The organism is Spirochaetae bacterium HGW-Spirochaetae-1 (assembly GCA_002839375.1).
In the GTDB taxonomy this organism is placed as follows: Bacteria; Spirochaetota; UBA4802; order UBA4802; family UBA5550; genus PGXY01.
In genome coordinates this window covers 201,325-227,692 of sequence record PGXY01000007.1, presented here as the reverse complement: position 1 = coordinate 227,692, position 26,368 = coordinate 201,325, and the positions used below count along the sequence as shown (strand labels likewise).

23 protein-coding genes are annotated in these 26,368 nt (G+C 49.8%); 14 read left to right on the top strand and 9 right to left on the bottom strand.

Annotated features, from left to right (window positions below; all coding sequences use genetic code 11):
* Positions 1 to 111: 111 nt before the first annotated feature.
* Positions 112 to 495, bottom strand: coding sequence for a response regulator (locus CVV44_14525; protein ID PKL37560.1), 384 nt, complete (start codon positions 493 to 495; stop codon positions 112 to 114).
* 163 nt (positions 496 to 658) lie between these two features.
* Complete coding sequence (locus CVV44_14520) at positions 659 to 1,336, bottom strand: protein-L-isoaspartate O-methyltransferase (protein ID PKL37859.1); 678 nt, start codon at positions 1,334 to 1,336, stop codon at positions 659 to 661.
* Positions 1,337 to 1,680: 344 nt separating this feature from the next.
* Here CVV44_14520 and CVV44_14515 point away from each other — a divergent pair, with 344 nt between their 5' ends.
* Positions 1,681 to 2,673 carry a hypothetical protein gene (locus tag CVV44_14515; GenBank protein PKL37559.1) on the top strand — a complete coding sequence of 331 codons (993 nt, stop codon included), beginning with the start codon at positions 1,681 to 1,683 and terminating at the stop codon, positions 2,671 to 2,673.
* Positions 2,674 to 2,766: 93 nt separating this feature from the next.
* Here the strand turns inward: CVV44_14515 and CVV44_14510 are convergent, their stop codons facing one another.
* Positions 2,767 to 2,991, bottom strand: a complete 225-nt coding sequence (locus tag CVV44_14510; protein ID PKL37558.1) for a hypothetical protein — start codon at positions 2,989 to 2,991, stop codon at positions 2,767 to 2,769.
* An 82-nt stretch (positions 2,992 to 3,073) separates the two neighbouring features.
* Positions 3,074 to 4,036 (bottom strand): hypothetical protein, encoded by a 963-nt coding sequence (locus CVV44_14505; protein PKL37557.1) that lies wholly within the window; start codon positions 4,034 to 4,036, stop codon positions 3,074 to 3,076.
* Between the two features lie 185 nt (positions 4,037 to 4,221).
* Here CVV44_14505 and CVV44_14500 point away from each other — a divergent pair, with 185 nt between their 5' ends.
* The 8 genes from CVV44_14500 to CVV44_14465 all read left to right on the top strand — a co-directional run bounded on the left by CVV44_14500 (position 4,222) and on the right by CVV44_14465 (position 13,295).
* A complete protein-coding gene (locus CVV44_14500; protein ID PKL37556.1) occupies positions 4,222 to 4,506 on the top strand; it encodes a ribosome assembly RNA-binding protein YhbY in 285 nt (94 codons plus the stop codon).
* Between the two features lie 119 nt (positions 4,507 to 4,625).
* Positions 4,626 to 6,350, top strand: a complete 1,725-nt coding sequence (locus tag CVV44_14495) for a hypothetical protein (GenBank protein PKL37555.1) — start codon at positions 4,626 to 4,628, stop codon at positions 6,348 to 6,350.
* Positions 6,351 to 6,586: 236 nt separating this feature from the next.
* On the top strand, positions 6,587 to 6,757 hold the full coding sequence (locus tag CVV44_14490) for a twin-arginine translocase TatA/TatE family subunit (GenBank protein PKL37554.1): 171 nt from the start codon (positions 6,587 to 6,589) through the stop codon (positions 6,755 to 6,757).
* Between the two features lie 9 nt (positions 6,758 to 6,766).
* The gene (locus CVV44_14485; protein PKL37553.1) at positions 6,767 to 7,624 is read left to right on the top strand and encodes a hypothetical protein; all 858 of its coding nucleotides are present in this window, start codon (positions 6,767 to 6,769) and stop codon (positions 7,622 to 7,624) included.
* 55 nt (positions 7,625 to 7,679) lie between these two features.
* Positions 7,680 to 8,186, top strand: a complete 507-nt coding sequence (locus CVV44_14480) for an AsnC family transcriptional regulator (protein PKL37552.1) — start codon at positions 7,680 to 7,682, stop codon at positions 8,184 to 8,186.
* Between the two features lie 170 nt (positions 8,187 to 8,356).
* The gene (locus tag CVV44_14475; GenBank protein ID PKL37551.1) at positions 8,357 to 11,341 is read left to right on the top strand and encodes a phosphoribosylformylglycinamidine synthase; all 2,985 of its coding nucleotides are present in this window, start codon (positions 8,357 to 8,359) and stop codon (positions 11,339 to 11,341) included.
* A 36-nt stretch (positions 11,342 to 11,377) separates the two neighbouring features.
* Entirely contained in the window at positions 11,378 to 12,190 is an 813-nt protein-coding gene (purQ, locus tag CVV44_14470) for a phosphoribosylformylglycinamidine synthase I (protein PKL37550.1), read from the top strand.
* Positions 12,191 to 12,263: 73 nt separating this feature from the next.
* Positions 12,264 to 13,295, top strand: a complete 1,032-nt coding sequence (locus CVV44_14465) for a 3-deoxy-7-phosphoheptulonate synthase (GenBank protein PKL37549.1) — start codon at positions 12,264 to 12,266, stop codon at positions 13,293 to 13,295.
* A 25-nt stretch (positions 13,296 to 13,320) separates the two neighbouring features.
* Here CVV44_14465 and CVV44_14460 read toward each other — a convergent pair whose 3' ends face one another.
* From CVV44_14460 to CVV44_14450, 3 genes are read right to left on the bottom strand one after another with little or no spacing between them, the layout of a single operon-like run.
* Positions 13,321 to 14,523 carry a hypothetical protein gene (locus tag CVV44_14460; protein ID PKL37548.1) on the bottom strand — a complete coding sequence of 401 codons (1,203 nt, stop codon included), beginning with the start codon at positions 14,521 to 14,523 and terminating at the stop codon, positions 13,321 to 13,323.
* Positions 14,524 to 14,533: 10 nt separating this feature from the next.
* Complete coding sequence (locus CVV44_14455; GenBank protein ID PKL37547.1) at positions 14,534 to 15,763, bottom strand: hypothetical protein; 1,230 nt, start codon at positions 15,761 to 15,763, stop codon at positions 14,534 to 14,536.
* 11 nt (positions 15,764 to 15,774) lie between these two features.
* Positions 15,775 to 17,196, bottom strand: a complete 1,422-nt coding sequence (locus CVV44_14450; GenBank protein ID PKL37546.1) for a hypothetical protein — start codon at positions 17,194 to 17,196, stop codon at positions 15,775 to 15,777.
* Positions 17,197 to 17,356: 160 nt separating this feature from the next.
* Here CVV44_14450 and CVV44_14445 point away from each other — a divergent pair, with 160 nt between their 5' ends.
* Both CVV44_14445 and CVV44_14440 read left to right on the top strand, forming a co-directional pair.
* Positions 17,357 to 17,776: a hypothetical protein gene (locus CVV44_14445; GenBank protein PKL37545.1), complete on the top strand. Its 420-nt coding sequence runs from the start codon at positions 17,357 to 17,359 to the stop codon at positions 17,774 to 17,776.
* Between the two features lie 37 nt (positions 17,777 to 17,813).
* Positions 17,814 to 19,775, top strand: a complete 1,962-nt coding sequence (locus CVV44_14440) for a hypothetical protein (GenBank protein ID PKL37544.1) — start codon at positions 17,814 to 17,816, stop codon at positions 19,773 to 19,775.
* A gap of 75 nt (positions 19,776 to 19,850) precedes the next feature.
* Here CVV44_14440 and CVV44_14435 read toward each other — a convergent pair whose 3' ends face one another.
* Positions 19,851 to 20,495 carry a TetR/AcrR family transcriptional regulator gene (locus tag CVV44_14435; GenBank protein ID PKL37543.1) on the bottom strand — a complete coding sequence of 215 codons (645 nt, stop codon included), beginning with the start codon at positions 20,493 to 20,495 and terminating at the stop codon, positions 19,851 to 19,853.
* Between the two features lie 173 nt (positions 20,496 to 20,668).
* The gene (locus tag CVV44_14430; GenBank protein PKL37542.1) at positions 20,669 to 21,826 is read right to left on the bottom strand and encodes an acyl-CoA dehydrogenase; all 1,158 of its coding nucleotides are present in this window, start codon (positions 21,824 to 21,826) and stop codon (positions 20,669 to 20,671) included.
* Between the two features lie 330 nt (positions 21,827 to 22,156).
* Here CVV44_14430 and CVV44_14425 point away from each other — a divergent pair, with 330 nt between their 5' ends.
* The 3 genes from CVV44_14425 (at position 22,157) to CVV44_14415 (ending at position 26,258) form a co-directional block, all read left to right on the top strand.
* Positions 22,157 to 23,188, top strand: a complete 1,032-nt coding sequence (locus tag CVV44_14425) for a hypothetical protein (GenBank protein PKL37541.1) — start codon at positions 22,157 to 22,159, stop codon at positions 23,186 to 23,188.
* Between the two features lie 4 nt (positions 23,189 to 23,192).
* Positions 23,193 to 24,743: a hypothetical protein gene (locus CVV44_14420; GenBank protein PKL37540.1), complete on the top strand. Its 1,551-nt coding sequence runs from the start codon at positions 23,193 to 23,195 to the stop codon at positions 24,741 to 24,743.
* Positions 24,744 to 24,962: 219 nt separating this feature from the next.
* Entirely contained in the window at positions 24,963 to 26,258 is a 1,296-nt protein-coding gene (locus tag CVV44_14415; protein PKL37539.1) for a hypothetical protein, read from the top strand.
* Positions 26,259 to 26,368 lie beyond the last annotated feature (110 nt).

Below are 26,368 nucleotides of genomic sequence, written 5' to 3'. Positions count from 1 at the left end.
TTTATTCCACGTGCAACAAGATGAGCTACCTTTTTAAGGGAAATCTTAACAGTGTGCCGGTAAAAGTCTATTTGTCAATAATTTTTATGAGTACTGACAATTACGGCGAATTCAGATGGCTTTTTTTACCGGAATTAACTCATATACTGTATCGAGAAGGGTTTCCATGAGAAAGGGTTTTTCCAGCGTCCTGACAGCCCCCAGTATCCGGGCTATGTTGAGATAATCCTTCGGTATCATGCTTCCACCGCCGGATATGGCAATTATTTTAACATCGGGATCGCTGGACCGGATTTCCATTATGGTTTCCAGTCCTTCCTTCTCAGGCATAATAATATCAGTTATAATAAGATCATATTTTTTATGGACAAAGTGCGATGCCCCGTCCTTACCGTTTACAGCTGTGTCTACCTGAAAATCGTTGTGTTCGAAGAGGTCTTTTATCAGTTCCCGCAGGGTATCATCATCTTCGATGATCAGGATGCGACCTTTCATTAAATACCCCCTCTTTGTCTGGTAAACAATCGCAGTATACGTGCGGTCTCTATAATTTATTATCGGTAGTCCGATTTATTCCTTAATGACAATAATTTTATGCGAACAAAGCGTTTTCTAAAAAATGGTAAACTGAATTTGGACATCAGCGGGAACAGAAAGCCTATCGGCCGCGTATCATGGGTACAAAGCGGACATAGGTTATGTTTCGGCGATGTATTATACCGTTTCTTTTTTCCAGCCTGACCAACTGCTGGATGTATTCCCCTTCGGGAGCAATGAGAATGCCCCCCTCTTTCAACTGATCAATAAGTAATTGTGGAATCTGTGGAGGCGAGGCAGTGAGGATGATGACGTCGAAGGGGGCCTTTTCCGGCCACCCGAGATAGCCGTCGCCGATTTTTACGAAGACATTATCATATCCCGCTCCCGATAATTTTTCCCGGGCTTTTTTCCCCAGGAATTCAACTATTTCTATGCTGTATACTTCTTTGGCAGTGAGGGCGAGGACAGCGGCCTGGTAGCCTGAGCCTGTACCGATTTCCAGTACCTTTTCGTCACCCTGCAGTTCACATAATTCGGTCATGAGCGCAACAATATACGGCTGTGATATAGTCTGTCCATGACCGATGGGCAGTGGATGGTCGGCATATGCCTCGGACCGGTACTGGTCGGGGACGAATACATGGCGCTCAACTTTTCTCATGGCGCTGAGTACTCTCTGATCGGTTACACCGCGCGATTCGATCTGTTCCGTGACCATTTTTCCCCGCAGTTTTTCCATAGAGATTTCTCCTTTTTGAGCGCACGAGGCGTTATTTTCTATCGCAAACAGGCTCATTATCAGTGCCGGCAGGAAATAATTTTTATGGATTCCCGATATCATCATGATTTGTGCATTACCGGCGTCCCGCACATCACGCGCAAGCGAAGCCGGTGAACCCCACATATAAATTGTACCATTGTCCGGGGAACATTTCAAGAATTTAATTTGAACAGGAGGAAAGGAGGGACCCCGGCGAAAATACCTGCGCAATACATAAACCGAGCTTCGCCAACCCTGAAAGGGGTTTGTTGGTTTTTTATCCATCATAGAAGTCCCCCTCCGGGGGATTCAGGGGGAGAGAAAAAAATATTTGCAAATTGTAAATAATAATACTTGCAAAGTCGTGATTTACACCGCAAATGGATATAAGGCTGATTTTATCACAGGGGAGGTATAATATGGAAAATCGCCGCTCATTTTTATTAAAAAGCGTCCTGGCCCTTGTTTCTTTTTATTTCATGGGAGGCATGAGGAGGATTTTTGCCGGGAAGATACCGGTGAAGACGACAAAACCTGCAAAAGCCCTGGTTGTATGGTTCAGCCAGACCGGACATACGGAGCGTATCGGCAGGATCATCGGGCACAGGCTTTCCAGAGAGGGACTCCAGGTTACGACGGCGGATCATCGCGATGTGGATAAAAATATTCTTCCCGGATTTGATATCATCGTAGCCGGTTCACCCGTATACTATTACGATGTTCCCGTGACCTTCAAACAATGGCTGGAGGGCATACCGGAAATAAAGGGAACGGCCGTGGCCTCGTATTCAACATTTGGCGGTCCGGGCCATAATCAACACAACACGGCATGCTCCCTGTCGGAACTTCTTGCCGAAAAGGGAGGAGTGCCCATGGGCTGTGAGACCTTCGGCAACATGTCCACCTTTGCGCCCACGTGGTCTACGGGAAGGATCGAGCGCATTGTTCGTTACCGCCATCTTCCCGATGTGAACACCTATGAAAAGGCAAGGAAATTCGCCGGGACCGTATTGGCAAATGTCAAGGAAGGAAAAGAACGGGAAATTGATTTTGAATGTACGATTTTTACTCCGCTGAAACATATGGGGACCGCATGGTGGACGAAAAAGGTCGCCCTGGACAAACATGTTATCGATAAAAATCTCTGCATCCAGTGCGGCGCCTGTGAAGAAAAGTGTCCCGTGGGCGCGATCAATATATCGAAGTTCAGTATAGATAATGAGGCGTGCATCTTCTGCGTGGGGTGTGTTAATATCTGTCCCGTGCAGGCCCATGACATGGTGTTCATGGGTAAAAAGGTCTACGGCTTCCGGGAGTTTTTGAAACGGCAGGATATTACCATAGTGGAACCCGACGAGCTTAAAAAAAGCTGATGGCGGCCGGTGCGGAAACAAAAAAGCACCATTCCGGAGCGGGATATCGGCCCGCGGGACGGTGCTCTGTTCAGGCTGTACATCCGTAGTATGTTATGCGGCGAAAAGGTCAACCGATTTAATCTGTGAAAGCGGTATCCGCATCTCCCCCTTTCCCTTTTCCAGAGACACCAGCATGTCATCGATGAGGGATCTGTTCTTGTAGAGCTCGACTTCACTTCCGTCATCAAGGACGACGATGATATCAAGTCCCTTGATATCGAGATATTTCTGCAGCATTTCCCTGAAGTCGCGGTTGTTTCTCTTAGCCTGTTTCATGAGCACCTCTCGTTTGCGTTGGATCGACCGTTATGTCTCATTATTTATATCGGTTAACGCGGGAATTACATTAGTTTTTTTTTCAGGGGGTCTCTTCGAAGCCGATGCGCCAGAGGGCCGTTCCCCGGAGGTGATATTTTTCAGCCAGACCGGCCAGTCTTTCCCGGGTCTTTATGTCGGCGAACCATGCCCTGCGGGTAACGCCGTTCCGGACATATTGTACGAACAGGGTTCCCGAAGGATCACGGCTGGACCCGTATTGACGCCCGAGACGGAGTCCTTCCTTTTCAGTGATCACCCGGGGTTTTCCCGCGGGAGGCCAGCTGTAGCCGTAGGCAGGTACGCCGAGCCAGACCTTCCCCGGTCCGACATGCTTCAGGGCGCTGATGATATTTTTTTCCACCCAGTCAAGGTCGGTCACGGGTCCCGGCTTCGTTCCGGGCCTGTGATAATCATAACACATGAGAACAATTTCATCCAGGACGGGATCCAGCAGGGAAAGGTCGTGAAAGGAAGACCATTTTTCCGGGAATTCAACGGAAGGAAAGACAGCCATGGTGACGGTTTTGCCCTGCAGGGACAGTCGAAGATGTTGTATGAAAGCCTTCAATTTCAGGGCATGGGCGCCGGAAAGATATTCAAAATCGAGATGTATTCCCGGGACATGCAGTGTATTTGTCATGTTTTTAATGGCGGTTATACCGGCGGCCTGTGTCGGCGGAGAATCGAGGAATGCCACACCGTCGGCAGGGGACGCGAAGGTGATCAGGGGATACACGGTCACCGCTGATACGCCGGAATCATTCAGTATCTTTTTTACAACGGAGCCGCCGCTTCGCATGAGAGCCCCTTTCCGGTCCAGGGAGAATCCCGTGACGGCCAGTACGGAAAAGCGCCGGAGCGCCCGATCAAGACAGGCCTTGTCCTGCGGCGCAGAATGGAGTACATATCCCCACTGCTCCAGGGGAGGCCGGGAGGCGGCAGGGGAGCAGGTAAAATGTACCGCCACGGCAAGAAGGGATATACAGGAAATAATTATTTTCATGGCTTTTCCAGGACACGCCAGATATGGATAAAACAGGCATAATTATTTCACCGGGTCAAGAATATATTTGCATCGGGAACCATATTGAATAATTCTGGCTGTTTCGGAATTTAGTAATTGTCAAAACGAATTTGTCATGCATTGTTAAATTCTTAAAATAATAATATTGCAATTGTGAGGGAACTATGTCATCATTATCGGGAGCGCAGAAAAGAGAACTCAAGGCCAGGGCGCACCATTTGAAGCCCGTAGTCATGGTGGGTCAGAAGGGCCTGACACCGAGCCTTGTCAGCGCCGTTGACAAGGCATTGGAGGATCATGAGCTTATAAAGGTTAAATTCATCGATTTTAAGGATGATAAAAGGGATATTGCAGCAGAAATTGCCAAGGCAACGAAGTGTGAGCTCGTGGATATTATCGGCAATATGGCCATTTTCTATCGTGAAGGGGAGGATGAGGGAGATTTGTAAAGGCGGTTTTTTTCATAGCAGACAATAAAAGTATCAATAAATCGTCTTTTTTTTACGAAAAGAAACTATATGAGGATAGTTCTGTCTAAAAAATTTAAAACGGGTGATATATTCCAATAATGAAAAAACTTGTATTATACTTTGACCCCAAAGCCTCCAGGATGTTTAATACTGTTGATTCCGATACGGGCGAAAAAAAGGCCGTTCTTTCGTCACCTCATAATTTTGTTTCACGTGCACAAATTGTCGCCCGCGTCATCAATATTGATAATGATGACCAGATACAGGCCAGGATCGATTCCGGATATAAATACTATAATGTTGTTGATTTTGCCCAGTTTAAAATAGATGCGGGTATTTATTATGACGAGGCTGTGCAGGCTTATAAGGCTTCCACGTACGGTTTTGTCGTTCTGGCAGCCGGGGTCCTCAAACTGATTTCGGCCCTTAACGTGTCCCGGGATAAGCTGAAGGCCGTGTTCATTATCCATCCTACGAATTTCGGCAAGATTCCCACGGTAAATGAAATAATGGAATATATGCAGGAGCAAAAGATCCTGGCCGGCGTGGGCCAGAAGAAGATCGAGGCGCAGTTGGCCGCCATTGATACAGGTGAGAGGAAGGTTACGAGAATACTGGTGGCTCAGGGTAAAACTCCCGTGAATGGAATCGAGGAGACTTTCCAGGCCATGGTGGATTTCGAAAAAAAGGCCGGGGAAATAAAATCCGACGGGAGCATTGACTTCAAGGAAGTGGGCTCTGTTGTACAGGTTTTCAAGGGACAGGAAATACTCCAGAGAATTCCGCCGGTGAAGCCCGTGGACGGCATGGATATTTTCGGCAATATCACTCCCGCCGTTATGGAACAGATGGATGGATTCCGTCGTGGAGAAAACATAGTACAGTCCGGTCAGGATGAAAATATTTTTCTCGCCGGCATCGACGGTGTCCTGAAAGTGGTCCAGAAAAAGGTTTCGGTTCTGGAAACCGTTATCATCAACGGAGACGTCGATTATAATACGGGGAATATCGATTTCAAGGGATCTGTCCAGGTCACCGGTTCGGTGCTTGCCGGTTTTCATATAAAGGCAAAGGGAGACATAGAAATTAAAAACAGCGTGGAAGATGCGTTGATAGAGGCTGACGGAAATGTTACGGTCGGCACCGGCTGCGTGGGAAAGGAATTGGTGAAGGTAATCTGCGGGGGAACCTTCAAATCCAAGTATCTGCTCAACGCCACGATTGAGGCCGGCGGCGATGTCATCGTCGAGGATTCCATAATCAACTCCATTGTCTTTTCCAACAAGACGGTGAATGTGACGGCAAAGACCGGCAAGATCATAGGGGGTGATATCACCGCGCTCTACGACATTTTAGTAAAGGTTGCCGGGGCCCCCAATGAAACTCCCACGATTCTTTCCGTGGGAAGAAACCTTTATATTGAAAAGGAACTGGAGCTGGTACGTAAGGAAATGAATGTCTTGAGGGAATCAGTCCAGGAAGTGATCCGGAAGCTGCGCACGAGCTTCGGTGAGAGCGTTTTTGAGGACCCGAAAAAGTTCATTGCCATACTTCCGCCTTTACGGCAGAAAGCCTGTCTTGAATTATTGAAGGAGCTGAACAGTGGCAACAAGGAGTTGAAGGCTCTCACCGAAAAGAGTCAACTGGTAGCCGAGAAGCTCAAGCTGGATAAGGAACCCTCCATCGTTGTGTATGACCGGGTATACCCGGGCACAACTCTTAACATAAAAAAGAGAATCCGCAAGATAGACCGTGAATATGAAAACGCTAAATTTATAGAAGATCTTGAGACCAGGGATATCCGCTTTACCTCGGCGGTTTAACGGACAATTTTTGGCCCCCACCACCATCCCTTCTTCCCGCCTTTTTGCATCGGTTCATTACGCAAATTTAATTTGACAAAATAATCAGAGTGAAATCCCCTGACAAAAGAGTATGGGTGATTGTAGTTATTTAGAACTTTCTTGTCTATATTCCCATGTATTTGATTATGGTTGTAACAAAGAGTATATTTTTCACATCATACAGTGCATTTAATCACAAAATTGGAGGTTTTAGTATGATAGGTGGCCTTGGGGTTCCGGAACTGATTATAATTTTCCTGATCATCCTCGTTCTTTTCGGGGCGAATAAGATACCGAAGATAGCAAAAGACCTGGGTGGCGGAATCAGGGAATTTAAAAAATCCATATCCGGTGAAAATGACGACGATAAAAAAGACAAAAGCTGATAACTGATAATGAAGGTAAAACACAGTCAGTACCTGGAAAAAGTAATGAAAGATGTCGTTCAGGCCGGGAGCCTGACGGCAGAGGTGGCGGAATTCTATCATTCCCTGTTTCTCTTCCAGGAAAAAACCGGAGAAACCTTCATTGCGGATATGAATGAAAGTGTCGCGACTTTTTTCAGAAAAGAGACATTTCCCTTTATAGATGTAGATAAAATCAGCTTTCCGGAAGCAATATTAAAGCAGCTCATCGGTTCCCTTGATGAGCTGCTTGTTATTATTAAAAACACCTATGAAGGGGTAAAGCTCGATTCCCTGTCGGAGCTTTTTTCCCGGAATCATCTTCTCATCAATGACACGGCACGGCTTGCTTTAAAGGGCGACCTGTCGAAACTGAAAGAAATCGCCGATGAGGCAAAGATCGGCACCGACGAATTCATTTTTATTACACTGAACTGGCTCAAGCCGCTTTTTGCCGCCATGAGAGAACACTTTTTTCATGACGTCGATACGACGGAATGGCTCCAGCCGCAATGCCCTTTTTGCGGGTTCCATGCCGATATGGGGAAAATCGTAGAAGGACGCGACAATGTCAGGCTGCTCCATTGCGGGTTCTGCGATAATGAGTGGAAGTTCACGCGTCTGACCTGCGCCGTGTGCGCCAATGAGGATGCACAGGCTCAGGGCTATTTCACGGAATCGGATGAAGCCATTCACCGCATCGACTACTGTGACACCTGCCGCGGGTACATAAAAACGCTGCGCATTCCGAAGAAATATGACGAATCGCGATATGACCTGACCGTGGAGAATATCATAACGGGACATCTGGATGCCTCGGCCATTGACAAGGGTTATAACAGGCCATAGACGTCCTCACGGAGAAAATCTGCTGACCAACCATATTCATTAAATGGAGTTACTCATGAAGCCTTATCAAATCGATAAAACCGGTGAAATGATCCTTGAAATTCTTAATGGCGATGCCAAAACCACGGCAGCTGATATTGCCCGTCAGCTCAACATCCCGGAAAAGGAAGTGGAAAAGCAAATAAAGAAACTGGAAAAGGATAACATCATTCTGGGATATAAAGCCTATATCAACTGGCAGAGAGTCCGCCAGAATGTCGTCAAGGCGCTCATCGAAGTGAAGGTTTCTCCGGAACGCAAGGTGGGATTCGATTCCGTGGCGGAAACAATATACAGATTCCCTGAAGTATCCTCCCTGACGCTTCTCTCGGGAGGATATGACCTCCTGGTGCAGGTTGAGGGTGATAGCCTGCGGGAAGTGGCTCAGTTCGTATCGGAAAAACTGGCCACGATAAAGGGAGTTCAATCTACCGTATCTCATTTCCATCTGAAAACATATAAAGAAGACGGCGTTATCCTGGTTGAACAGAGTGAAAGCAAGCGCCTACCCGTGACGCCCTGAAAAGTATCCCCATCCTCAAGTAAACCGGGACAAAAACCGTAATACCGCTTCCCGGTGGAATAGCGGTTGTTTCGTCATTGTTAAAAAATCACCCCCTTTAGGAAAAATAGTGGACAATTTGGCGTCGTTTTTTTAGCACGAGAGCTTCAGTCAGTTTCAGGAGAGAAAGAATGGAAGAGGCACTGTTCAGAATTGAGATTTTTTATACAACCACGGACTATCGTAGTGATGTCATAAAAAATAAACTGAATCGTCTCGGCTATGCCGTTGACCGCATATACATGTCCGATAATTACCTGGTCAATGCCCCCATCACCTCTGAACAGGCCGGACTCGTGGCCCGCTCCCTGACGCAGCCCGTGACACAGAGCTATCTCATCAACGAACCTTATATGCCGGAAGAATTCAACTTTGCCGTTCAGATCGGTTTCCTTCCCGGCGTAACCGATAATGTGGCCCACACTGTCAGAGAATCCATCGAGGATTTGCTTAAAATGAAGCTGGACCATGAAAAATCCGTTTTTTCCTGCGTCACCTATTTCTTCAAATTGCCTGATCCCGGTATAATCGGCCAGTTGACCAGAGAACTGTACAATCCTCTCATTGAGAGAATCCGTATTCTCACGGCGGAAGAGTACCGATCCGGGAAGGGGATGGGAAATACGCTTCCCCTGGTGAAAATTTCAAGCCGGGCCGCCGCCGATGAGGTTGATCTGTATGTGGGCGAGGAAGAACTGGCCAGAATAGGGAAGGAGGGCATCAAAGACGGTGATGGAACACGGCGCGGTCCCCTGGCTCTGGATATGCTTTCACTTAATGTGATTAAAAATTATTTTCACGGTGATGAAAAGAGGAATCCCACGGACATAGAGCTGGAATCTATTGCCCAGACCTGGAGCGAGCACTGTAAACACACGATTTTTGCCGCGGAACTGGATGATATTCAGGAAGGCATATATAAACGGTATATTAAAGAAGCAACCATACGGATACGGCGGGAGAAAGGCCCGAAGGATTTCTGTGTGTCCGTTTTTACTGATAATGCCGGCGGAATAATTTTTGATGAAAACTACATCGTGGCGGACAAGGTGGAGACGCATAACAGCCCCAGCGCACTTGATCCCTTCGGTGGTTCCATCACGGGAATAGTGGGAGTGAACCGTGACGCCATCGGTTTCGGTATGGCTTCCCGTCCCATAGCCAACCGATACGGCTTCTGTTTCGCCGATCCACATGACGAACGGCCTCTGTACAGGGATAAAAATGAGGAATCACGCCTGCTTCCCCCACGCAGGATAATGGAGGGTGTCATCCATGGCGTCAATGCCGGAGGCAATACCTCGGGCATTCCTACACCGCAGGGTTTTGTCTATTTTGATGAGCGATACAAAGGAAAGCCCCTGGTTTTTGTCGGGACCGTTGGAATCCTTCCTCGTGTTGTGCGGGGAAGTTCCGCTGTGCAGAAAAAGGCCATGCCGGGTGACAATATTGTCATGATCGGCGGAAGGGTCGGTAGGGACGGCATTCACGGAGCCACCTTTTCATCGGAGGCGCTTAACTCCGGAAGCCCGGCCACGGCAGTGCAGATAGGAGACCCCATTACGCAGAAAAAACTCTCCGATGCCGTGGTAAAGGAGGCCCGGGATATGGGTTTGTACAATTCCATAACCGATAACGGCGCGGGAGGTCTTTCGTGCTCCGTGGCTGAAATGGCCCGCGAGTCCGGAGGGTTTGAGGTGCACCTAGAAAAAATTCCGCTGAAATACCCGGGCCTGGCACCGTGGCAGATATGGGTCAGTGAATCGCAGGAGCGCATGACTCTCTCGGTGCCCGACAATAGCCTGGAGGCATTTCTCTCCCTCATGGAGCACCGCGGCGTCGAGGCCTCGGTAATAGGCCGTTTTAACGACGGCAGGAGGGGTATCGTATATTATCACGGCGATAAAATATTTGATCTTGATATGGAATTTCTCCATGACGGCCTGCCGAAAAAGGCGCTGAAAACAGTTTATACCAGGCATGATAGCGCATACCCGGAGTTCCCGCAGCCGGCAGACATGAATGAGATCTTCGCCGATATGATATCGCGGCTCAACACGGCCAGCTTCGATTTTATCTCCTATCAGTATGACCATGAAGTGCAGGGCAATTCGCTCATCAAGCCCCTGCAGGGGAAGGGGCGCGTCAATGGAAATGTTACAGTGATTCAGCCCGTCTTCGATTCTCCCCGTGCCGTGGTTCTTTCCCAGGGGCTCTATCCATCATACAGCGACATCGACACATACTGGATGGCGGCCTGCTCCATCGACACTGCCATCAGGAACGCCGTTTCAGCCGGGGGAACCCTGGATCACCTGGCCCTGCTTGACAATTTCTGCTGGTGTGATTCCAATAATCCCGAGAGACTGGGTCAGTTGAAGGAAGCCGCCAGGGGATGCTATGATTTTTCCGTGGCCTACGGTACTCCCTTCATCTCCGGCAAAGACAGCATGTTCAATGACTTTCGCGGCTATGACGGGGATTTCAATGAAGTGCAGATTTCAATTCCACCGACCCTGCTTATATCCTCCTTCGGCGTGGTTTATGACAAGAATTCCTGCCAGACCATGGATTTCAAGTTTGACGGTGATCTCATATGCCTGCTGGGAGCAACGGCCGATGAAACGGGCGGCAGCGAATACCTGGCTTACATGGGTGAGAAGCTCAGCGGGAAAAAATATATCGGCAACAATATACCCCGCGTTGACGCCATGGCTTTTTCGAAGATTTATCGGGCTTATACCGAGGCCCTGTCCAGTGGCCTTGTCTCGTCGGGAGTCAGTATCGAACGGGGAGGCCTGGGAGTGGCCCTGGCCAAGTCCTCCATGGCCGGCTTGCTGGGCTGCACTGTGGACCTTTCAGCCGTTCCCTGTGCCGGGAAACTCAGGGAAGATGTCATTCTTTATTCCGAATCACAGGGCAGGTTGCTCATGAGTGTCAATCCCGCAAGGCGTACGGAAGTGGAAGCAGCCTTCCAGGGACTGCCCTTTGCTTTTCTCGGTACGGTGCAGAATACGGGCAGGATACGGGTGAAGGGTTTCGGTGGCGGCGATATTGTAAACGCTGAACTGGATATGCTTACGGATCGGTACAAGAGTGTATTCCGGGGATATTAAAATCGTTGTGATATTATTACGTGAACAGGTAAAGACATGGCAAAACCGCGAACACTTCTGATTACCGGCTACGGCATCAACTGTGATGATGAGACCAGGTACGCCTTCGAACGCGCAGGCGCCGTGGCGGAAATTGTCCATGTAAATGATCTTATAGCTTCTCCGGCAAGAATGAAGGACTTTCAGGTACTTGTTTTCCCCGGCGGTTTCTCCTATGGCGACGATACGGGGAGCGGTAAGGCCCTGTCCAACCGGATAAAAAACAACCTATCCCAGGAACTGGCAGATTTCATAAGCCGCGATACCCTTGTGTTGGGCATTTGCAATGGATTCCAGGTCATGGTGAGCCTTGGCCTGGTGCCTGCGCTGAAGCAGCCCATGGGTGAGCCCGAAGTGGCCCTGGAGCACAACCGCACGCACCGTTACCAGTGCCGCTGGGTTGATTTGCGCGTGGAGAAGAATGCAAACTGTGTCTTCACCCGCGGCATGGATACACTGCATATACCCGTGGCCCACGGCGAGGGAAATTTTTTCGCCCCGGCCGATACATTAAAGGTTATTGAAGATACGGGGCTGATCACCATGCGGTATGTCATGCCCGGGGGCGCCCCAGCGCAGGGACAATTTCCCTTCAATCCCAATGGTTCACTCAATGATATTGCAGCACTGTGCGACACGACAGGGCGTATAATGGGCATGATGCCCCATCCGGAAAGGGGCATGTTTTTCAACCAGCGCGATGACTGGACATATCTGAAGGAAAAATATACACGTGAAGAGCGAGAAATTCCCGTCGAGAGCGACGGCATATTTATTTTTAAAAACGCTGTAAATTATTTTAGCAATTAATACCTCCTCCCGCCCCGCTGCCCCTGTATGCGGGGCGTGGGGATTGTGAATAAAAACAATACGAGGTGGTAGCATGAGCTTTCAATATAAGAGAAAACTTCCCACGGTGGAGGATATTCTTAGGGATATTCCCCTCTCGCCCGAACTGGCGGCGGTCAAAGAGCAGCGCGATGCTGAGATACGGAACATCTTTGTCGGCCGCGATCCTCGTCTCATGGTGATAATAGGACCCTGTTCGGCGCATAATGAGGATGCCGTCTGCGAATATGTCAACAGGCTGTCGAAGCTGCAGGAAAGGGTCCGCGAAAGAGTGGTGATCATACCCCGGATATATACGAATAAGCCCAGGACCACGGGCCAGGGTTACAAGGGGATGTTTCATCAGCCCGACCACCAGAAGGAGACCGATATAATAAAGGGGCTGAAGGCCATACGCCGCATGCATATCCGTGCCCTCTCGGAATCCCATCTGCCTGCGGCTGATGAAATGCTTTATCCCGGTAACTATCCGTATCTCGCCGATGTTCTTTCCTATGTGGCCATAGGCGCCCGGTCTGTGGAAAACCAGTCCCACCGGCTTACCGTGAGCGGCCTTGATATACCGGCGGGAATGAAAAATCCCACGGCAGGTGATGTGAAGACCATGCTCGATTCCATCTATGCAGCTCAGATATCCCACACCTTCGTCTATAACAGCTGGGAAGTGGCCACTTCGGGAAATCCCCTGGCCCATGCCGTCCTCCGCGGTGCCGTGGACAGGGACGGTCGTCATATCCCCAACTATCATTACGAGGATCTCGTCAAGGTTGCGGAGATGTACCAGGAGCGGGAACTTGCAAATCCTACGATTGTCGTTGATACCAATCACTCTAATTCCGGTAAGCTCTATGCTGAGCAGCCCAGGATATCCATTGAAATCATGCAGAGCAGGAAACACTGTGACATGCTGAAGGGAATGGTGAAGGGCCTCATGATCGAGAGTTATCTGTTAGAGGGATCACAGGGGCCCAACGGGAATGAATTCGGTAAGTCCATCACCGATCCCTGCCTGGGATGGGATGCGTCGGAGCGCCTGGTCCTGAGGCTGGCGGAAACGGCTTACTGATTCTTTACTTAAAGATTATGCCGGATCACGTATGATCCAGTACAATCTTTATGGCCCTGGATTTTCCTTTGTCCAGGAAGGCACGGGCCGCTTCACGGTAGTTTTCCATGGGGAAGCGGTGCGTGATCATACCGTCGAGTCTGATTTTCTTTTTTGTGATGAGATCAGCGGCAATGTCAAAGGATGTCAGGCTGCCAGTTTCCCCGGCGTGGCAGTTGATACCCGTGAGCCTGATTTCCTGGTTCCATACCGGACTGTAGTCGATGCTGCCGGGATTGAAATTGATGCCGATGAGCACCACATGGCCGTTTCCCCTGACCCATCGGAGGGCGTTCTGCAGAGTATTGTTGCTTCCCACGCAGTCATAGATTACATCAAATCCTCCCAGCATGATTTCATTGCCGAAGGGTCCGCTGTGGTATTTCGCGCCGGAAAGGCGGGCCAGGTCATGGCAGGTCTCCTTTCCCGCCGTAACAGTCCCGTGCGCCCCCATCTTTACGGCCATTTCCAGCTGGTGGGACAGGCGGTCAAGGGCGATTATCTCGGCCCGGGGCTGCAGGGCTTTGGCCACGGCGATGGTAAGGAGGCCGATGGTGCCGCAGCCGATGACCAGCACCCGGTCGCCTTTTTCCGGAATGTGTTTGTGAACGCCGTGGACGGCGCAGGCCGTGGGCTCCAGGAGCAGCGCCTCATCATCAGTGAAGGAGTCGGGAATGCGGTACGGCTGTGTTTTATGCATGATCATGTATGGTGAAAAACCGCCACCCATATCCCTTACGGGCATTTCCTTTTTACCCAGGTTTTCGCAGAGCATGTAGCTCCCTTTTCTGCATTGCAGGCAAGGGGGATCAATCTCCATCTGGAAACATGAGGGCCAGTCAATGCGCATGGTTACACGATCGCCTTTTTTCAGATTCGAGACATTGTTTCCCGTTTCTACGACACGTCCCAGCAGTTCGTGCCCAAGGAATTTTCTTTTGATTCCCGGCGTGGCTGCCGAGAAGGACTTTGTGTTGAGATCAAAAAACATGAAATGCATGTCGGTGCCGCAGAGTCCGCAGCTCTCGTTTTTTATTTTGAGCCAGTTGTCGTCGGGTATCTCCGGTTCCGGCACTTCGCCATATGTAGTTGGCGAAAAGGGTGATATGCCGGCATAACGGCTGAACCGTGAAGCGATAAGATATGCCAGAACGCGGGGGACCGTTCCTTCAAAATAGAGTCCTTTCATCACACACCTCTTATATGGACTTCAGTGCGTCCGAGACGGCCTGGAGTATTTCCGTAATAGTTGTATTGCCGATAAGCAGCCCCGGCCTGAAAATAATGGAACTGCGGGCCACGTCACCGGGGCAAACCAGGAGACCCCTGTCAGCGGCGGCCCTGCAGAACGCCAGGGCTTTTTCGGACGTGCCGAAATCCATGGACAGGAGGAGACCCCTTCCATCGAGGGACTTTATCTTGCCGGGAAATGAATTTTTCAAAGATTCAAGGCCGTCCCTTAGCATCTTTCCGTTACCGGCGGCATTGTCCCAGGGCTTCAGCCGGTCATATTCGTCCAGTGCTTTCGAGGCGACACGGCAGCCTATATCCGATCCTCCGAATGTTGAGAGGTGGATCATGGGATGGGCGTTCATGAATTTGTTCAGCCGCTGCGTGAATACCGTGGCCGCTATGGGAAATACGCCGGCGCCCAGGGATTCACCGATGACCAGCACGTCGGGTATGACGCCGCTTTCCTCAAAGGCGAATTTATTTCCCGTGCGTCCCATGCCGCTCTGTGTTTCATCGAATACCAGTACGGCTCCCTTCTTTGTGCACAGGCTCCTCAGGACCTGAAGATATTCTTTGCCGGCCTGTCGGCAGTTGTTTTCGGCCTGGACCGGCTCGATGAATACCGCCGCTGTTTTTCGCGTGATCATTTTCCGGGCTGATTCAATGTCCCCGAAAGGCAACTGCCTGATTCCGGGAATGAGTGGACCGTAGAATTCCCTGTCCTTCCTGTCCGAAAGGCTCAGGGCGAAACCGGTCTGGCCGAACCATGATCCGTCCACGGTGAGAAATTCCTGTCTGCCTGTGAATCCCCGTGCCAGCTTGCAGGCGAAATCAATGCTCTCGCCGCGGATTACGCTAAACACGGTGCATTCCAGTTTTCCCGGTACGAAGCGGGATATTTTTTCCGCCAGGGCGGCCTTTTCCTTTGATATCATGGGAAAATTTCCCTGGTCCGTATCGTGTATGGCTTTCCGCAGTTCATCAACGACTGCCGACGGCCGCCTTCCCAGGTTGTGGATGGATAGGGATGATATGCAATCGATATATTTTTTACCGTTGAGGTCGTAAATGTAATCCCCTTCGCGGCGGTCTTCAACAATGGCATGTCCGCGGCTTTCCAGTACCGCGCGCTGCGAAGAAGAAAAGTATGTTTCATATTTATTAAGAATTTGCTCTGTATCGTGGTTCAGGTTCATGACAGTCTCCTTTATTTCCTGTTAACACCGCTGAAAAAATCCTCCAGTGACCGTATCCAGTTGAATACAACGGTCTGGACTCTTTCATTGTTGAGTAGCTTCAGAACTCCCGGAATCTTTGCCGCCGGGAGGGCAATGGGCAGCAGTGTTTTCATTGACTCCACTGCCTTGCCTATGGCCCCGATTACCTCGTCCACATCCTCATCGGCGGCGGCGATGGGGAGCATGAAGCGCATTACCTGCGGGGCATTGCCCGAGTATGCCGCAAAAACGCCGTTCTTTGCCAGGGCATCGGACATCATGGGTCCCAGGAACTCGTGGATGTATTCGATCCCAACCATCATGCCGATACCGCGTACCTCCCGGATGATTTTTGGATTCTCGCGGCGCAGTTGCTCCAGAGCTTCTTTCAGTTTCTTGCCGTTACGGCTTGCCCTTTCAAGGAGATTGTTTTCCATGATGTAATCAATGACCCTGAGCGAAATATGGCAGCCCAGGTCGGAGCCTCCCGTATAGGTAGGGTGGAAACCGGGATTGTGGCAGACAAAGCCCGTAAGGAGGCCGTTATCACGATACAGGACGGCACCGTTGGGAAACATACCCCCGCCGATGGATTTTGCCATGGCCAGTATATCAGGGACCACGCCGGAATGTTCGCAGGCGAAAAATTTGCCGGTCCTGCCGAAACCGGTCTGGACTTCGTCGAAGATGAGGATGATATTCTTTTCGTCGCAGACACGGCGGAGGCCCCTGAGGTATTCATTGCCGGCTACGAAAATGCCCGCCTCCCCCTGTACGGGCTCAACAATTATGGCTGCCGTGTCATTGGTTATTGCGTCCCGTACCGCCTCCAGGTCGTTGAATGGGACAAAGGAAAACCGGGGCATGAGGGGCTCGAAATATTTCCGGTAATGCTCCTTGCCGTTTGCCGAAAGGGCGAAGCCTGTGTGCCCGTGATAGGCCTTTACCGTTGAAATTATGTGGGAGCGTCCCGTTGAGCCCCGGGCCAGCTTTAAGGCGCAATCTATGGCATCACCGCCGCCCGAAGCAAACAGAACATTGTTCAGGTCGCCGGGACCAAGGGCCGCGAGCCGCTCTGCCAGGGCCACCTTGTGAGTTGAGATAAGTGTTGATGTTCCCATGTCCAGGGTTTCCAGCGCTTCTTCCATGGCCCTGATTATGACGGGATTGCTTCTCCCCACATTGAAACATCCTGCCGATGTGAAGCAGTCTATCATGACTTTCCCGCTGACGGGATCAACGAAGCGCACGGACCGTCGTTCCGTTTCGAGCACATCGAGATGTCCCGCCTTCAGGTATTTGACCTGTCCGCTGTTAATATGCCGCGAAAAGGTCTGGACGATGCGGTTTTTTTCTCCATGACTAATGGAACCGGTTTCTTTTTCCCTGATGATCATTATGTTTTCCCCCATGTGAAACTATGTTAAAGTTAACAATGTTAACTTTAAATGCAATTGTCAAGTGCTATTTGCTTTTTTTTGCCATCCCAATTTGTTTTATTGAATTAATAGGAGAAACAAAATACAATTAACTGGCATTAAAACTAAAATTAATATTAGAGAATAAATCATTATGGAATCATTAAAAGAGTGCTGTTTTAAAATAAGAGATTATTTTTCAGGGGCAGCCACTGATACGGCCTGGCAGCCCGATGAACGATTTCATGCCTGCCTCTTGACCTTCGACGGTACAAAGGGTGAAACGGTAAAAAAGGCCCTGATGGACATGTATAATAATTGCTATGATTCTTCCACGGTGAAGAAAGCCTCCAAGCAGGAGATCAAGCTGGTGAAGTCCTTTGCGGGACTGGAAAAGGGACAGCTCCTGTTCACCGCCGGTGAAGGGGAGGTTACTCTTTTTGGCGCATGGTGGCCCTGGAGAGACAACAGTAAAATATCGCTGCGTGTGGGTTTCTTCAGTATAGAAAAAAATGCTTCCGATGAAGATGCACTTTTTAATATAATCCGTGAAATATTCATGAAGGACCGGTGATTTCTATTTTGCCGTTTACGGACATAACGGCGAAAACATGCTTGAAAATTTTATATCCGTATTATTATATGCAATAATGGACTTTCGCATAACGAAATGTATATTCAGCACTTTTGCGTTTTTTATCGCACTGCAGACCGCCCCTTTTCCGGCAGCGGCGGACACGAACACTGAAAGCTCCCCCCCGGCAACGAACATCTCCCTCTCGGGCCCCTGGAAGATCATTCTCGGCGATGACCGGCGCTATGCCGATCCCGGTCTGAACGTTGATTCCTGGGATGAAATTAATCTTCCGGGAAATCTAATAAGGTATTCTAAAAGTAAAGGCAAGGGCGTTGACGGAGTGCTGTGGATACGTAAAAGAATACACGTAGATAAAGAATTATCCGGTGAACCCATGGGGCTCAGCCTGGGTAGAATAGGAAATGCCGACGAAACATTTTTTAATGGAGAAAAAGTGGGAAGCACGGGCAGTTTTCCTCCCCGGGAGCATTCCATGTGGAATTTTCCCCGGCATTACATGGTACCGGCGAAGCTCATAAAATATGGAGAAGAGAATGTCGTGGCCGTGCGAATATCCTACTATATCTTTGGAGAATTGCTGGGGAATCCGGAATTTCTTCCCTACGCGGAATGGAAATTTGACGCCGATATGGCCCACTTTCTCCGCATAACCATGAGTTTTTTTATCATCGCCATGGGCACAACACTCTTCATTATCTTCGCCATTTTCTATATCAGGCAGCCCGATGAAACAGTGTATTTTTACTACGCCCTTCAACTCGTGGTTGGTTTTTTCGTAGTCTTTGAGCTGTGCATCAACTGGAGGATATTTCCCACGACACTGCTGCGATTCAAGGTGCTTGCTCTTTCCTGGATAGCCCTCAATGTGGCGCATCCCATTTTTCTGCACCGGTTTTATGATTTAAAGCGCATATGGACGGAACGATTTCTCTGGACGTACCTGGCCTGTGCCGGATTCATTGCCGTTTTTCTGGTCCATAGATCCAATGCCGATTTCTATTTTTTACTTGTGACGTCCCTTACGATGAATATCGGCCTGTACAATATTTCATGTCATATTTCCGCACTGTACAAAAAGAGGCCCTATTCGGGGATGTTCAGTTTTTTCGGCATAGCCGTAATCCTGGGTGCTCTCCATGACGGCGTGGTGTACCTGGGAAAGGGCTTCAATGCTGATTTCCATATAGGCGGATATCACTTTAACGATATGTATTTCCCTTATTCGGCCATGGCGCTCTATACGGGGATAGCACTGGTGCTGGTTTCCAGATCCATCGATATGACAAAAAGGATCGAGGAACTGAACGTGAATCTGGAAGCCAGTGTGGAGGAAAGGACCGGACAGCTCAAGGACGCCCTGAAAGAACTGGAGAGCAAAAACATGCTGCTTTCCGAAATGGCGCTGCGTGACGGACTCACGGGCCTGTTTAACCATGCGGCCATCCATGACCGTCTTGCCGCCGTCATGAACGAATCACAGCGCATCGGGTTTTCCATGTGCGTCGCCATGCTGGACCTGGACAATTTCAAGGGATTGAACGACCGATACGGGCATCAGCTGGGAGATATGATCCTCGTGAAGGTGGCTCATATAATGAAGGGTGAGCTCACGGGAGGAAACGCGCCGGGAGATGAGGGGCGGCTCGAAATTCAGGAAAGCGTCATCAGGGCTTATGATGTCGCAGGGCGCTACGGCGGTGATGAGTTTATCCTGGGCCTGCCGTACTGTGACGAGGAAAAGGCCGTATCGATTGCCAACCGGCTCCGGGTATGTTTCGAAGAGATCCATTTCGACGATTTTCCCGGGGTGCAGGTGAGGGGCAGTTTCGGCATCGCCGTTCTGTCTCCTGAAAGGACGTGTCCCGAGATCAAGGACCTGGTGGCCCTTGCTGATATTGCCCTCTATAAATCAAAGGCCTGCGGAAAGAACAGGATCAGTGTTGTCCATTATTTCGGTGGTAAGGACACAATATAGAGGGCTCCGGACACGGGGGACCTGCCGCAAGGTACGTGTGAAAGACGCAGTGGTGCTACATTGTTCTGAAAGGGCTTATATGGGTTTGAGCAGGGCGGTAATATCACTCATTATTTTCTCCACGACCTGCGAAGAATCACTGACGATGTATTGCGCGATATTACTGTGATACAGTGAAATTATGCCGTGAAGGAGACCCCAGACCTGCATAACCTTCATACCCGTATTATCGCTGTTTGTATCGGGCTCCTGCTGCGATGAGGTTACCTCTTCGATGGTCTTTCCCGCCATCTCCACGATTTTCATGGAATAATCCATTTCCACAGCAGCCAGCTTCTCCATGGGCGTACCCAGGTAATCGTTGTATTTAGGCGTGGAGCGCGTGAACATGATTTCGTAATAATGACGTTCGTCGAAACCGAAATTAAAATAAGCCCTGGCCAGTTCCCTGCCGCGCTCCAGGGGATCGGTGTATGTTTCACAGATGGACTGGAACCGGGAATGGAGTTTCTCAAATCCCCTGATGACAATGGAAAGATAGATTTCATCCTTGTTGGAAAAATAGTTATATATATTGGTGGCGGACATGCCGCTCCGCGAGGCGATTTTTCTCATGGTGAGCATGTCAAACCCGTCATGTATGAGAATATAAAGAGCATTGTCGAGGATCAGGTTTTTTATAACCTCTACTTCCTGTTCATTCCGCGCCGGTTTTGTCATGATAATATCCTGTAAATAGATTCAACAGTGTCCTTACAACCAGGAAACTGATAAGAATCAAAAGGCATGGCTGCGGACTGATTTGTCAAATAAATAACAGTATTTATTCCAAGGTGAAAAATAAAAGGGCCCCCTTCGCGGGAGCCCTTTTGTTTTTATCGCATCAATGAATTCTAGTATTCGTTCAATACATTGTTGGCGATAACCATCCGCTGGATTTCCGATGTTCCCTCATAGATCTCCGTGATTCTGGCGTCGCGGTAGTATCGCTCGGCAGGATAGTCCTTGGTGTAACCGTATCCCCCGAAGATCTGAATGGCCTTGTGGGTCACGCGGTGCGACGTTTCGGAAGCGTATAGTTTCGCCATGGCGCAGTACTTAGAGTAGGTCTGGCGCTTTCCTTCGCATATCTGCATGTAGTTGGCTGCCTGGTATACCAGCAGACGGGATGCCTCGATCTCCGTGGCCATGTCGGCCAGCATCCACTGGATGGCCTGGAAGTTGGAGATGGATTTACCGAACTGCTTTCTTTCCTTGGCATAGGCTGCGGCGTCGTCCAGTGCGGCCTGGGCTATTCCCAGGGCCTGGGCTGCGATCCCCACGCGGCCGCCGTCCAGGGTGTGCATGGCTATCTTGAAGCCGTCGCCCCTTTTTCCCAGCATGTTGCTCTCGGGAATCTCGCAGTTGTCAAAAACCAGTTCTGTCGTGGAGGAGGCGCATATTCCCAGCTTGTCCTCGGTTTTCCCAACGCTGAATCCGGGAGTTCCTTTCTCAATGATGAAGAAGCTCAGGCCCTTGTGGCCGATACCCTTATCAGTTACGGCCGTGACAACGGCCACATCGGCCACTCCGCCGTTAGTGATAAAGTTTTTTGTTCCGTTGAGGACCCATTTGCCGTTTTTCAGTTCAGCTGTCGTCTTGGTTCCGGCTGCGTCGGAACCTGCTTCCGGTTCGGTTATGCCGAAACAGCCGATCCACTCGCCCGTTGTGAGCTTCGATACATATTTCTGCTTGTGCTCCTCGGTTCCGAAATAATAGATGGGGGAGAGGCACAGGGAATTGTGGGCCGAAATAATAACGCCCGTGGATGCGCAGCCCCGGGAGAGCTCCTCCACTGCTATGGCATAGCAGAGATAATCCATGCCGGCACCGTTGTACTTATCGGGATACACAACGCCGAACATGCCCATTTCTTTCAGTTTCTTTACATGGTCCCAGGGAAATTCATGGGTCTTGTCGTAATGCTCGGCTTTGGGTTTAAGCTCATTCTCGGCGAACTGGCGGCACATATCTTTAACCATTTGTTGTTCTTCTGTTAAATTAAAATTCATCTTTTTACCCCTTTTGTGTAAATATTGTGTTTTTATAGGTGAATGAACGGTCAGTCCTGATTATTGATTTCAGGCACCGACGATACGTTTTCTTTATTAAACAGATTTTTTATGATTTTATATTTGTCAAGATAATAAATGGAGTTCCACGACAATAAGGCAGGCTGGGGTACTGATTTTTTCCTTATCTAAGCCTAATTTCGCTTGCTATAATGATCATTACGATTTCAAATCGTAAATGGTATTTTCCTTCAAAAATTAACGATAAAGATTATGAGGTTAACGTCCACCATGAGAAAAGTCTTTGTTTTGCTCTTTATATTTTCAGCCATGTTTCTGCATTCCTGCATGCAGTGGAAGGTGAGCAATCTTAAATCGAAACAGTTTGCATTTATAGAAAACGGCACTGCGGCCGGAAAAATTGCCGTCAATTTTGACGACTACGCCCTTAATGATTTTTCCTTCGGTGTTGGCGTGTACAACGGCAAGGTAATCACGACGGATAATATCCTTAAAAGGGTGCAGATCATAGATCCCGACGGTGAGGTTGATCTTGTCATCGGCGACGCAAAAAACGTGGACACGTCGAAGGTGACGGCGGTTCCCTTTACCTTCAGCGCCATCGGCTCCTTTACAATGGACCGCGATGGAAGAATTTACGTTCAGAACCGTCTCCCCGGGACTGGAGGAGTGCCCAGGACAGGGCAGAGCGAGGAGATGGATTTTTCTCCCTCCTACATACTGGTCTTCGATAAGAAGGGGAAGCTGCAGCACACCCTGGGCCAGAGGGGAACACCTGATCTTCCCTTTTATTATGTCGACAGCCTGTATGTTGATGAGCGGGAAAGGCTTTTTGTCATCTCCCGTTCCTTCGACTCCTGGAGCGTATACCGCTTTTCCGGAAAGAAGAGGGACTTTTTCATGAACCTGGAAACCATTAATTTCAGTGAAAAAGAAGGCGATGATATTTTCGAAGGAAAGATCGAGAACGCCAAGGTGTATCAGAACGGTGAGACCATTCTCATCAGCGTGGCCTACTATCATAACAAGCGGTTGAAATATCACAAGGTCTATGACTATTCCATTAAGAACGCCAAAATCGGGAGGGAGATTATCAATATCCCCGATCCTAAAAATGTCCTGTTTAATATAGTGGATGACAAGCATCTCTATTTCTGGAATATTGAAGGTAGCAACTACCGTTTCATGATCTGCAACATGGAAGGGCATATCATCAATAATATCCAGCTCAATTTTAACGATGTCACGTATCTTTACTCGAAAATAATAGGGGATGAATCGGGCAGGATATATTCCTACCACCTTTCCAAGAAGGGAATAACGGTCCTGGAATGGGAGTGATGCGATGAAAGTCGTCACAGCCGAACAGATGCGTAAAATAGACAGGGATACCATCGAAGGATACGGCATCCCCGGCGAAGTGCTCATGGCCTGTGCCGGCAGGGCCGTGGCGGACGAAATTAACCGTGAATACGGCCATGTCGCCCGGGCTGCGGTGTGCGCCGGGGCCGGCAATAACGGCGGCGACGGATTCATCATCGCCTATCTTCTCCATAATAAAGGAACGGCTGTGACCGTCTATTTCACGGGAAGCGTGAAAAAGATGTCCGAAACGGCCCGTATCTACTACAACCTCTGCGGCATAGCGGGCATCCCCGTGATCCCCGTCACTGACATGGTGGAAAAACAGGCCGACCTGGATTCCTGTGATATCATTGTCGATGCCCTTTTTGGAACGGGATTTACCGGACCGGTAAAAGGCGCCGCAGCATCACTTATCGAGCTCATGAACGCCAGTGCCGCGCCCGTGATCTCCGTCGATCTCCCCAGCGGTCTGCCCTCGGACGGCGAAGCGCCCGGCAGCCCCGTAGTGCGGGCCCATCTCACCGTGACTATCGGTCTGCCCAAGATTTCCGTGGCGACCTGGCCTGGCATGGAGTTTGCCGGGAAAGTGACGGTGGCAGATATCGGTTTTCCCGCCGTGCTTACGGGGAGCAATGATATATCCGTGTCCCTGGTAGATGAAGAATATGCAAATGCGCGCCTGGCCCCACTGAAGCGGAACAGGGACATCAACAAGAGCAATAATGGACACCTGCTTCTGATCGGCGGTTTTGACGGTATGGAGGGGGCCATCATGATGACGGCCATGGCTGCCCTGGAAACGGGCGTGGGACTCATATCCCTCGTGACCACGCCGCGCGCCAGGGAGATAATCGCCGGATCCATCCCGGAGCTCATTACCGGCGCTTTGCCCACCGCGGCCGGAAACGATGCCATACCCGCAGCAGGCGATCTCAGGGCACTGTTCTCGGCGCGGCGCTACGATGCCCTGGTAATAGGTCCCGGCATGGGGCGAAGCGATACGGCCCGGGACGTTTTTATACAGGTTATGGAGAATGCCGTCGGGGCCGGCATGGTGCGTATCCTCATCGACGGCGACGGGCTCTATCACTTCGCGGAATATATCCGGAACAGGCCTGTACCGGCGGGGCTTCAGTGTATCATCACGCCCCATTTCATGGAAGCGGCACGTATCCTGAAGAGCGACGTGGAGAGCGTCGCCGGAAACCGGTTTAAGGCCGCGGGAGAACTTTTGCGCACCACGGGGTGCGTGTCAGTGCTGAAGGGGCCCCGTTCAATCATCAGCCACGACGGAGGCACGCTCATTAATACCACGGGAAACGCGTCCCTGGCCACGGCCGGGTCCGGTGATGTGCTTTCCGGCATTACAGGGGCACTCATGCTCAGGGATATGCCTCTTTATGAGGCGGCAGCCCTGGGGGCCTGGATTCACGGCAGGGCAGGGGATATTCATGGGGAAATGAGCAGGGGCGATATTATGAAGGCCACGGACCTGCTCCGGTTCATCCGGGAGGCCATGTCTGCCCGGTGAAATATCCATGTCAATTTTTGATTTTTGCCGATTTATGAATGATTGAAGTGTCACTCAATATTTTTTTCATTGCTTTTTAAAATCGGCTGTCTTAAGATGTTTCTCAGTCAAGTGCATTAAATATATACAAAAAAAGTAAAAATGTAATCAAATATCCTGAATACATTTTTCCCGTCTCTTGGCTACCGTGTTAGTTCATTAAAATATGGAGGATACTGTATGAGTAAAATTCTGAAGTTGTCTATCGCTTTTTTACTGTGCCTGCTTTACACCGCCAGTGTTTTTGCTGCACAGCAACTGCCTGCCGATGTTGTTGAAAAGAAAAAAGAGGGCTGGTACTTCACCGGTCTTCCCCTGGTTAATTACACCACCGATGACGGATTCGGCTTCGGCGCCCGGGTCTATTTCTATGATAATGGTCCTAAGGACGGAGAAAATTTTGCCAATGAGCCCTATTCCATTCAACTCTACGGCCAGTTCTACATGACACTCCTGGGATATCACTATGATGAAATCAACCTGGATTATTACAACATGTTCGGCACTAATCTGCGCCTCAAATCGGCCCTTGTCCTGGACATGAACAAGAATGCCAACTTTTACGGTGTGGGGGCCAAGACAACCAGTCGGGGTCTCACCGACAATCTGGGCAACTCTTATGATACTATGAAAGATTATGAGGATGCATTTCTCAATGGAATACACTCCAAATTTGACAAGTACCAGTACATAAAACCCAACTACTTCGCTGATGTATACGGCGATATCACAAAAGAGTTCACCTGGGTTGCCGGATTCCGTATTGCCTACTGGGACCTTTCGTCATGGGATGGTAAAAAGTTTGATGGCGACATACAGGATCCGACGCGCCTCGATCTTGAAACTCCTTACGGCAAGGATGGCGCTCTTTACAACACCCTTCGTATGGGTATCGCCTGGAACACCCTGGACTACGAACCGGACCCCCGGGCCGGCTTCAACATAGACTATAGCCTGGAAACGAGTCAGAAATGGCTGGGCTCGGAAAGCTATTATTTCAGAAATACCGTGGGTGCCCGGTATTATTATACGCCGTGGAAACCGCTCACCTTCGCCATCAGACTGGGATACACATCGTCACAGCTTGACATGCCCTTCTATGAAATGAACTGGTTCGCTTTCCCCTATGCGCGGCAGCAGGGCCTGGGCGGCAACAGAACTCTCCGGGGTTTCCCGTCAAACCGTTTCGTGGCCAAGACCATGACCATGGGTAACCTCGAGGTGCGATACAGCTTCTGGGAATGGACTCCCGGTTCGGAGCGCTTCGAGTTTAAAGTTGTGGCCTTCTATGACGCCGGTAATGCCTATGACGATCCGTTCCATCCAATATATAAGCCACGCTTCGGTGATTATCAGCATTGCGGTGGTGGCGGTCTTGTTATCGCCTGGAACCAGGCAACGCTGGTGCACTTTTATTTTGGCGCGAGCAAGGAAACCACTGCCATATCCGTGGACTTCATGCACGCCATTCAGTAATATCCATGCGGGAATGGAAAACAGGGAGGCTGCCGGAACAATCCGGCCAGCCTCTTTTTTTTAATTGAGAGGGGCTCTGACCCCGTGGTAATGCCGGGATCAACGAAGAA

Bases quoted from the DNA above. Each gene is read 5' to 3' on its own strand.
- CVV44_14495 (PKL37555.1), top strand. From the start codon at position 4,626: ATGAAAAAACTTGTATTATACTTTGACCCCAAAGCCTCCAGGATGTTT.
- CVV44_14440 (PKL37544.1), top strand. From the start codon at position 17,814: ATGCTTGAAAATTTTATATCCGTATTATTATATGCAATAATGGACTTT.
- CVV44_14515 (PKL37559.1), top strand. From the start codon at position 1,681: ATGGATATAAGGCTGATTTTATCACAGGGGAGGTATAATATGGAAAAT.
- CVV44_14510 (PKL37558.1), bottom strand. From the start codon at position 2,991: ATGAAACAGGCTAAGAGAAACAACCGCGACTTCAGGGAAATGCTGCAG.
- CVV44_14475 (PKL37551.1), top strand. From the start codon at position 8,357: ATGGAAGAGGCACTGTTCAGAATTGAGATTTTTTATACAACCACGGAC.
- CVV44_14505 (PKL37557.1), bottom strand. From the start codon at position 4,036: ATGAAAATAATTATTTCCTGTATATCCCTTCTTGCCGTGGCGGTACAT.
- CVV44_14445 (PKL37545.1), top strand. From the start codon at position 17,357: ATGGAATCATTAAAAGAGTGCTGTTTTAAAATAAGAGATTATTTTTCA.
- CVV44_14490 (PKL37554.1), top strand. From the start codon at position 6,587: ATGATAGGTGGCCTTGGGGTTCCGGAACTGATTATAATTTTCCTGATC.
- CVV44_14425 (PKL37541.1), top strand. From the start codon at position 22,157: ATGTTTCTGCATTCCTGCATGCAGTGGAAGGTGAGCAATCTTAAATCG.
- CVV44_14500 (PKL37556.1), top strand. From the start codon at position 4,222: ATGTCATCATTATCGGGAGCGCAGAAAAGAGAACTCAAGGCCAGGGCG.
- CVV44_14415 (PKL37539.1), top strand. From the start codon at position 24,963: ATGAGTAAAATTCTGAAGTTGTCTATCGCTTTTTTACTGTGCCTGCTT.
- CVV44_14480 (PKL37552.1), top strand. From the start codon at position 7,680: ATGAAGCCTTATCAAATCGATAAAACCGGTGAAATGATCCTTGAAATT.
- CVV44_14420 (PKL37540.1), top strand. From the start codon at position 23,193: ATGAAAGTCGTCACAGCCGAACAGATGCGTAAAATAGACAGGGATACC.
- CVV44_14520 (PKL37859.1), bottom strand. From the start codon at position 1,336: ATGAGCCTGTTTGCGATAGAAAATAACGCCTCGTGCGCTCAAAAAGGA.
- CVV44_14525 (PKL37560.1), bottom strand. From the start codon at position 495: ATGAAAGGTCGCATCCTGATCATCGAAGATGATGATACCCTGCGGGAA.
- CVV44_14460 (PKL37548.1), bottom strand. From the start codon at position 14,523: ATGAAAGGACTCTATTTTGAAGGAACGGTCCCCCGCGTTCTGGCATAT.
- CVV44_14485 (PKL37553.1), top strand. From the start codon at position 6,767: ATGAAGGTAAAACACAGTCAGTACCTGGAAAAAGTAATGAAAGATGTC.
- CVV44_14430 (PKL37542.1), bottom strand. From the start codon at position 21,826: ATGAATTTTAATTTAACAGAAGAACAACAAATGGTTAAAGATATGTGC.
- CVV44_14435 (PKL37543.1), bottom strand. From the start codon at position 20,495: ATGACAAAACCGGCGCGGAATGAACAGGAAGTAGAGGTTATAAAAAAC.
- purQ (PKL37550.1), top strand. From the start codon at position 11,378: ATGGCAAAACCGCGAACACTTCTGATTACCGGCTACGGCATCAACTGT.
- CVV44_14450 (PKL37546.1), bottom strand. From the start codon at position 17,196: ATGGGGGAAAACATAATGATCATCAGGGAAAAAGAAACCGGTTCCATT.
- CVV44_14465 (PKL37549.1), top strand. From the start codon at position 12,264: ATGAGCTTTCAATATAAGAGAAAACTTCCCACGGTGGAGGATATTCTT.
- CVV44_14455 (PKL37547.1), bottom strand. From the start codon at position 15,763: ATGAACCTGAACCACGATACAGAGCAAATTCTTAATAAATATGAAACA.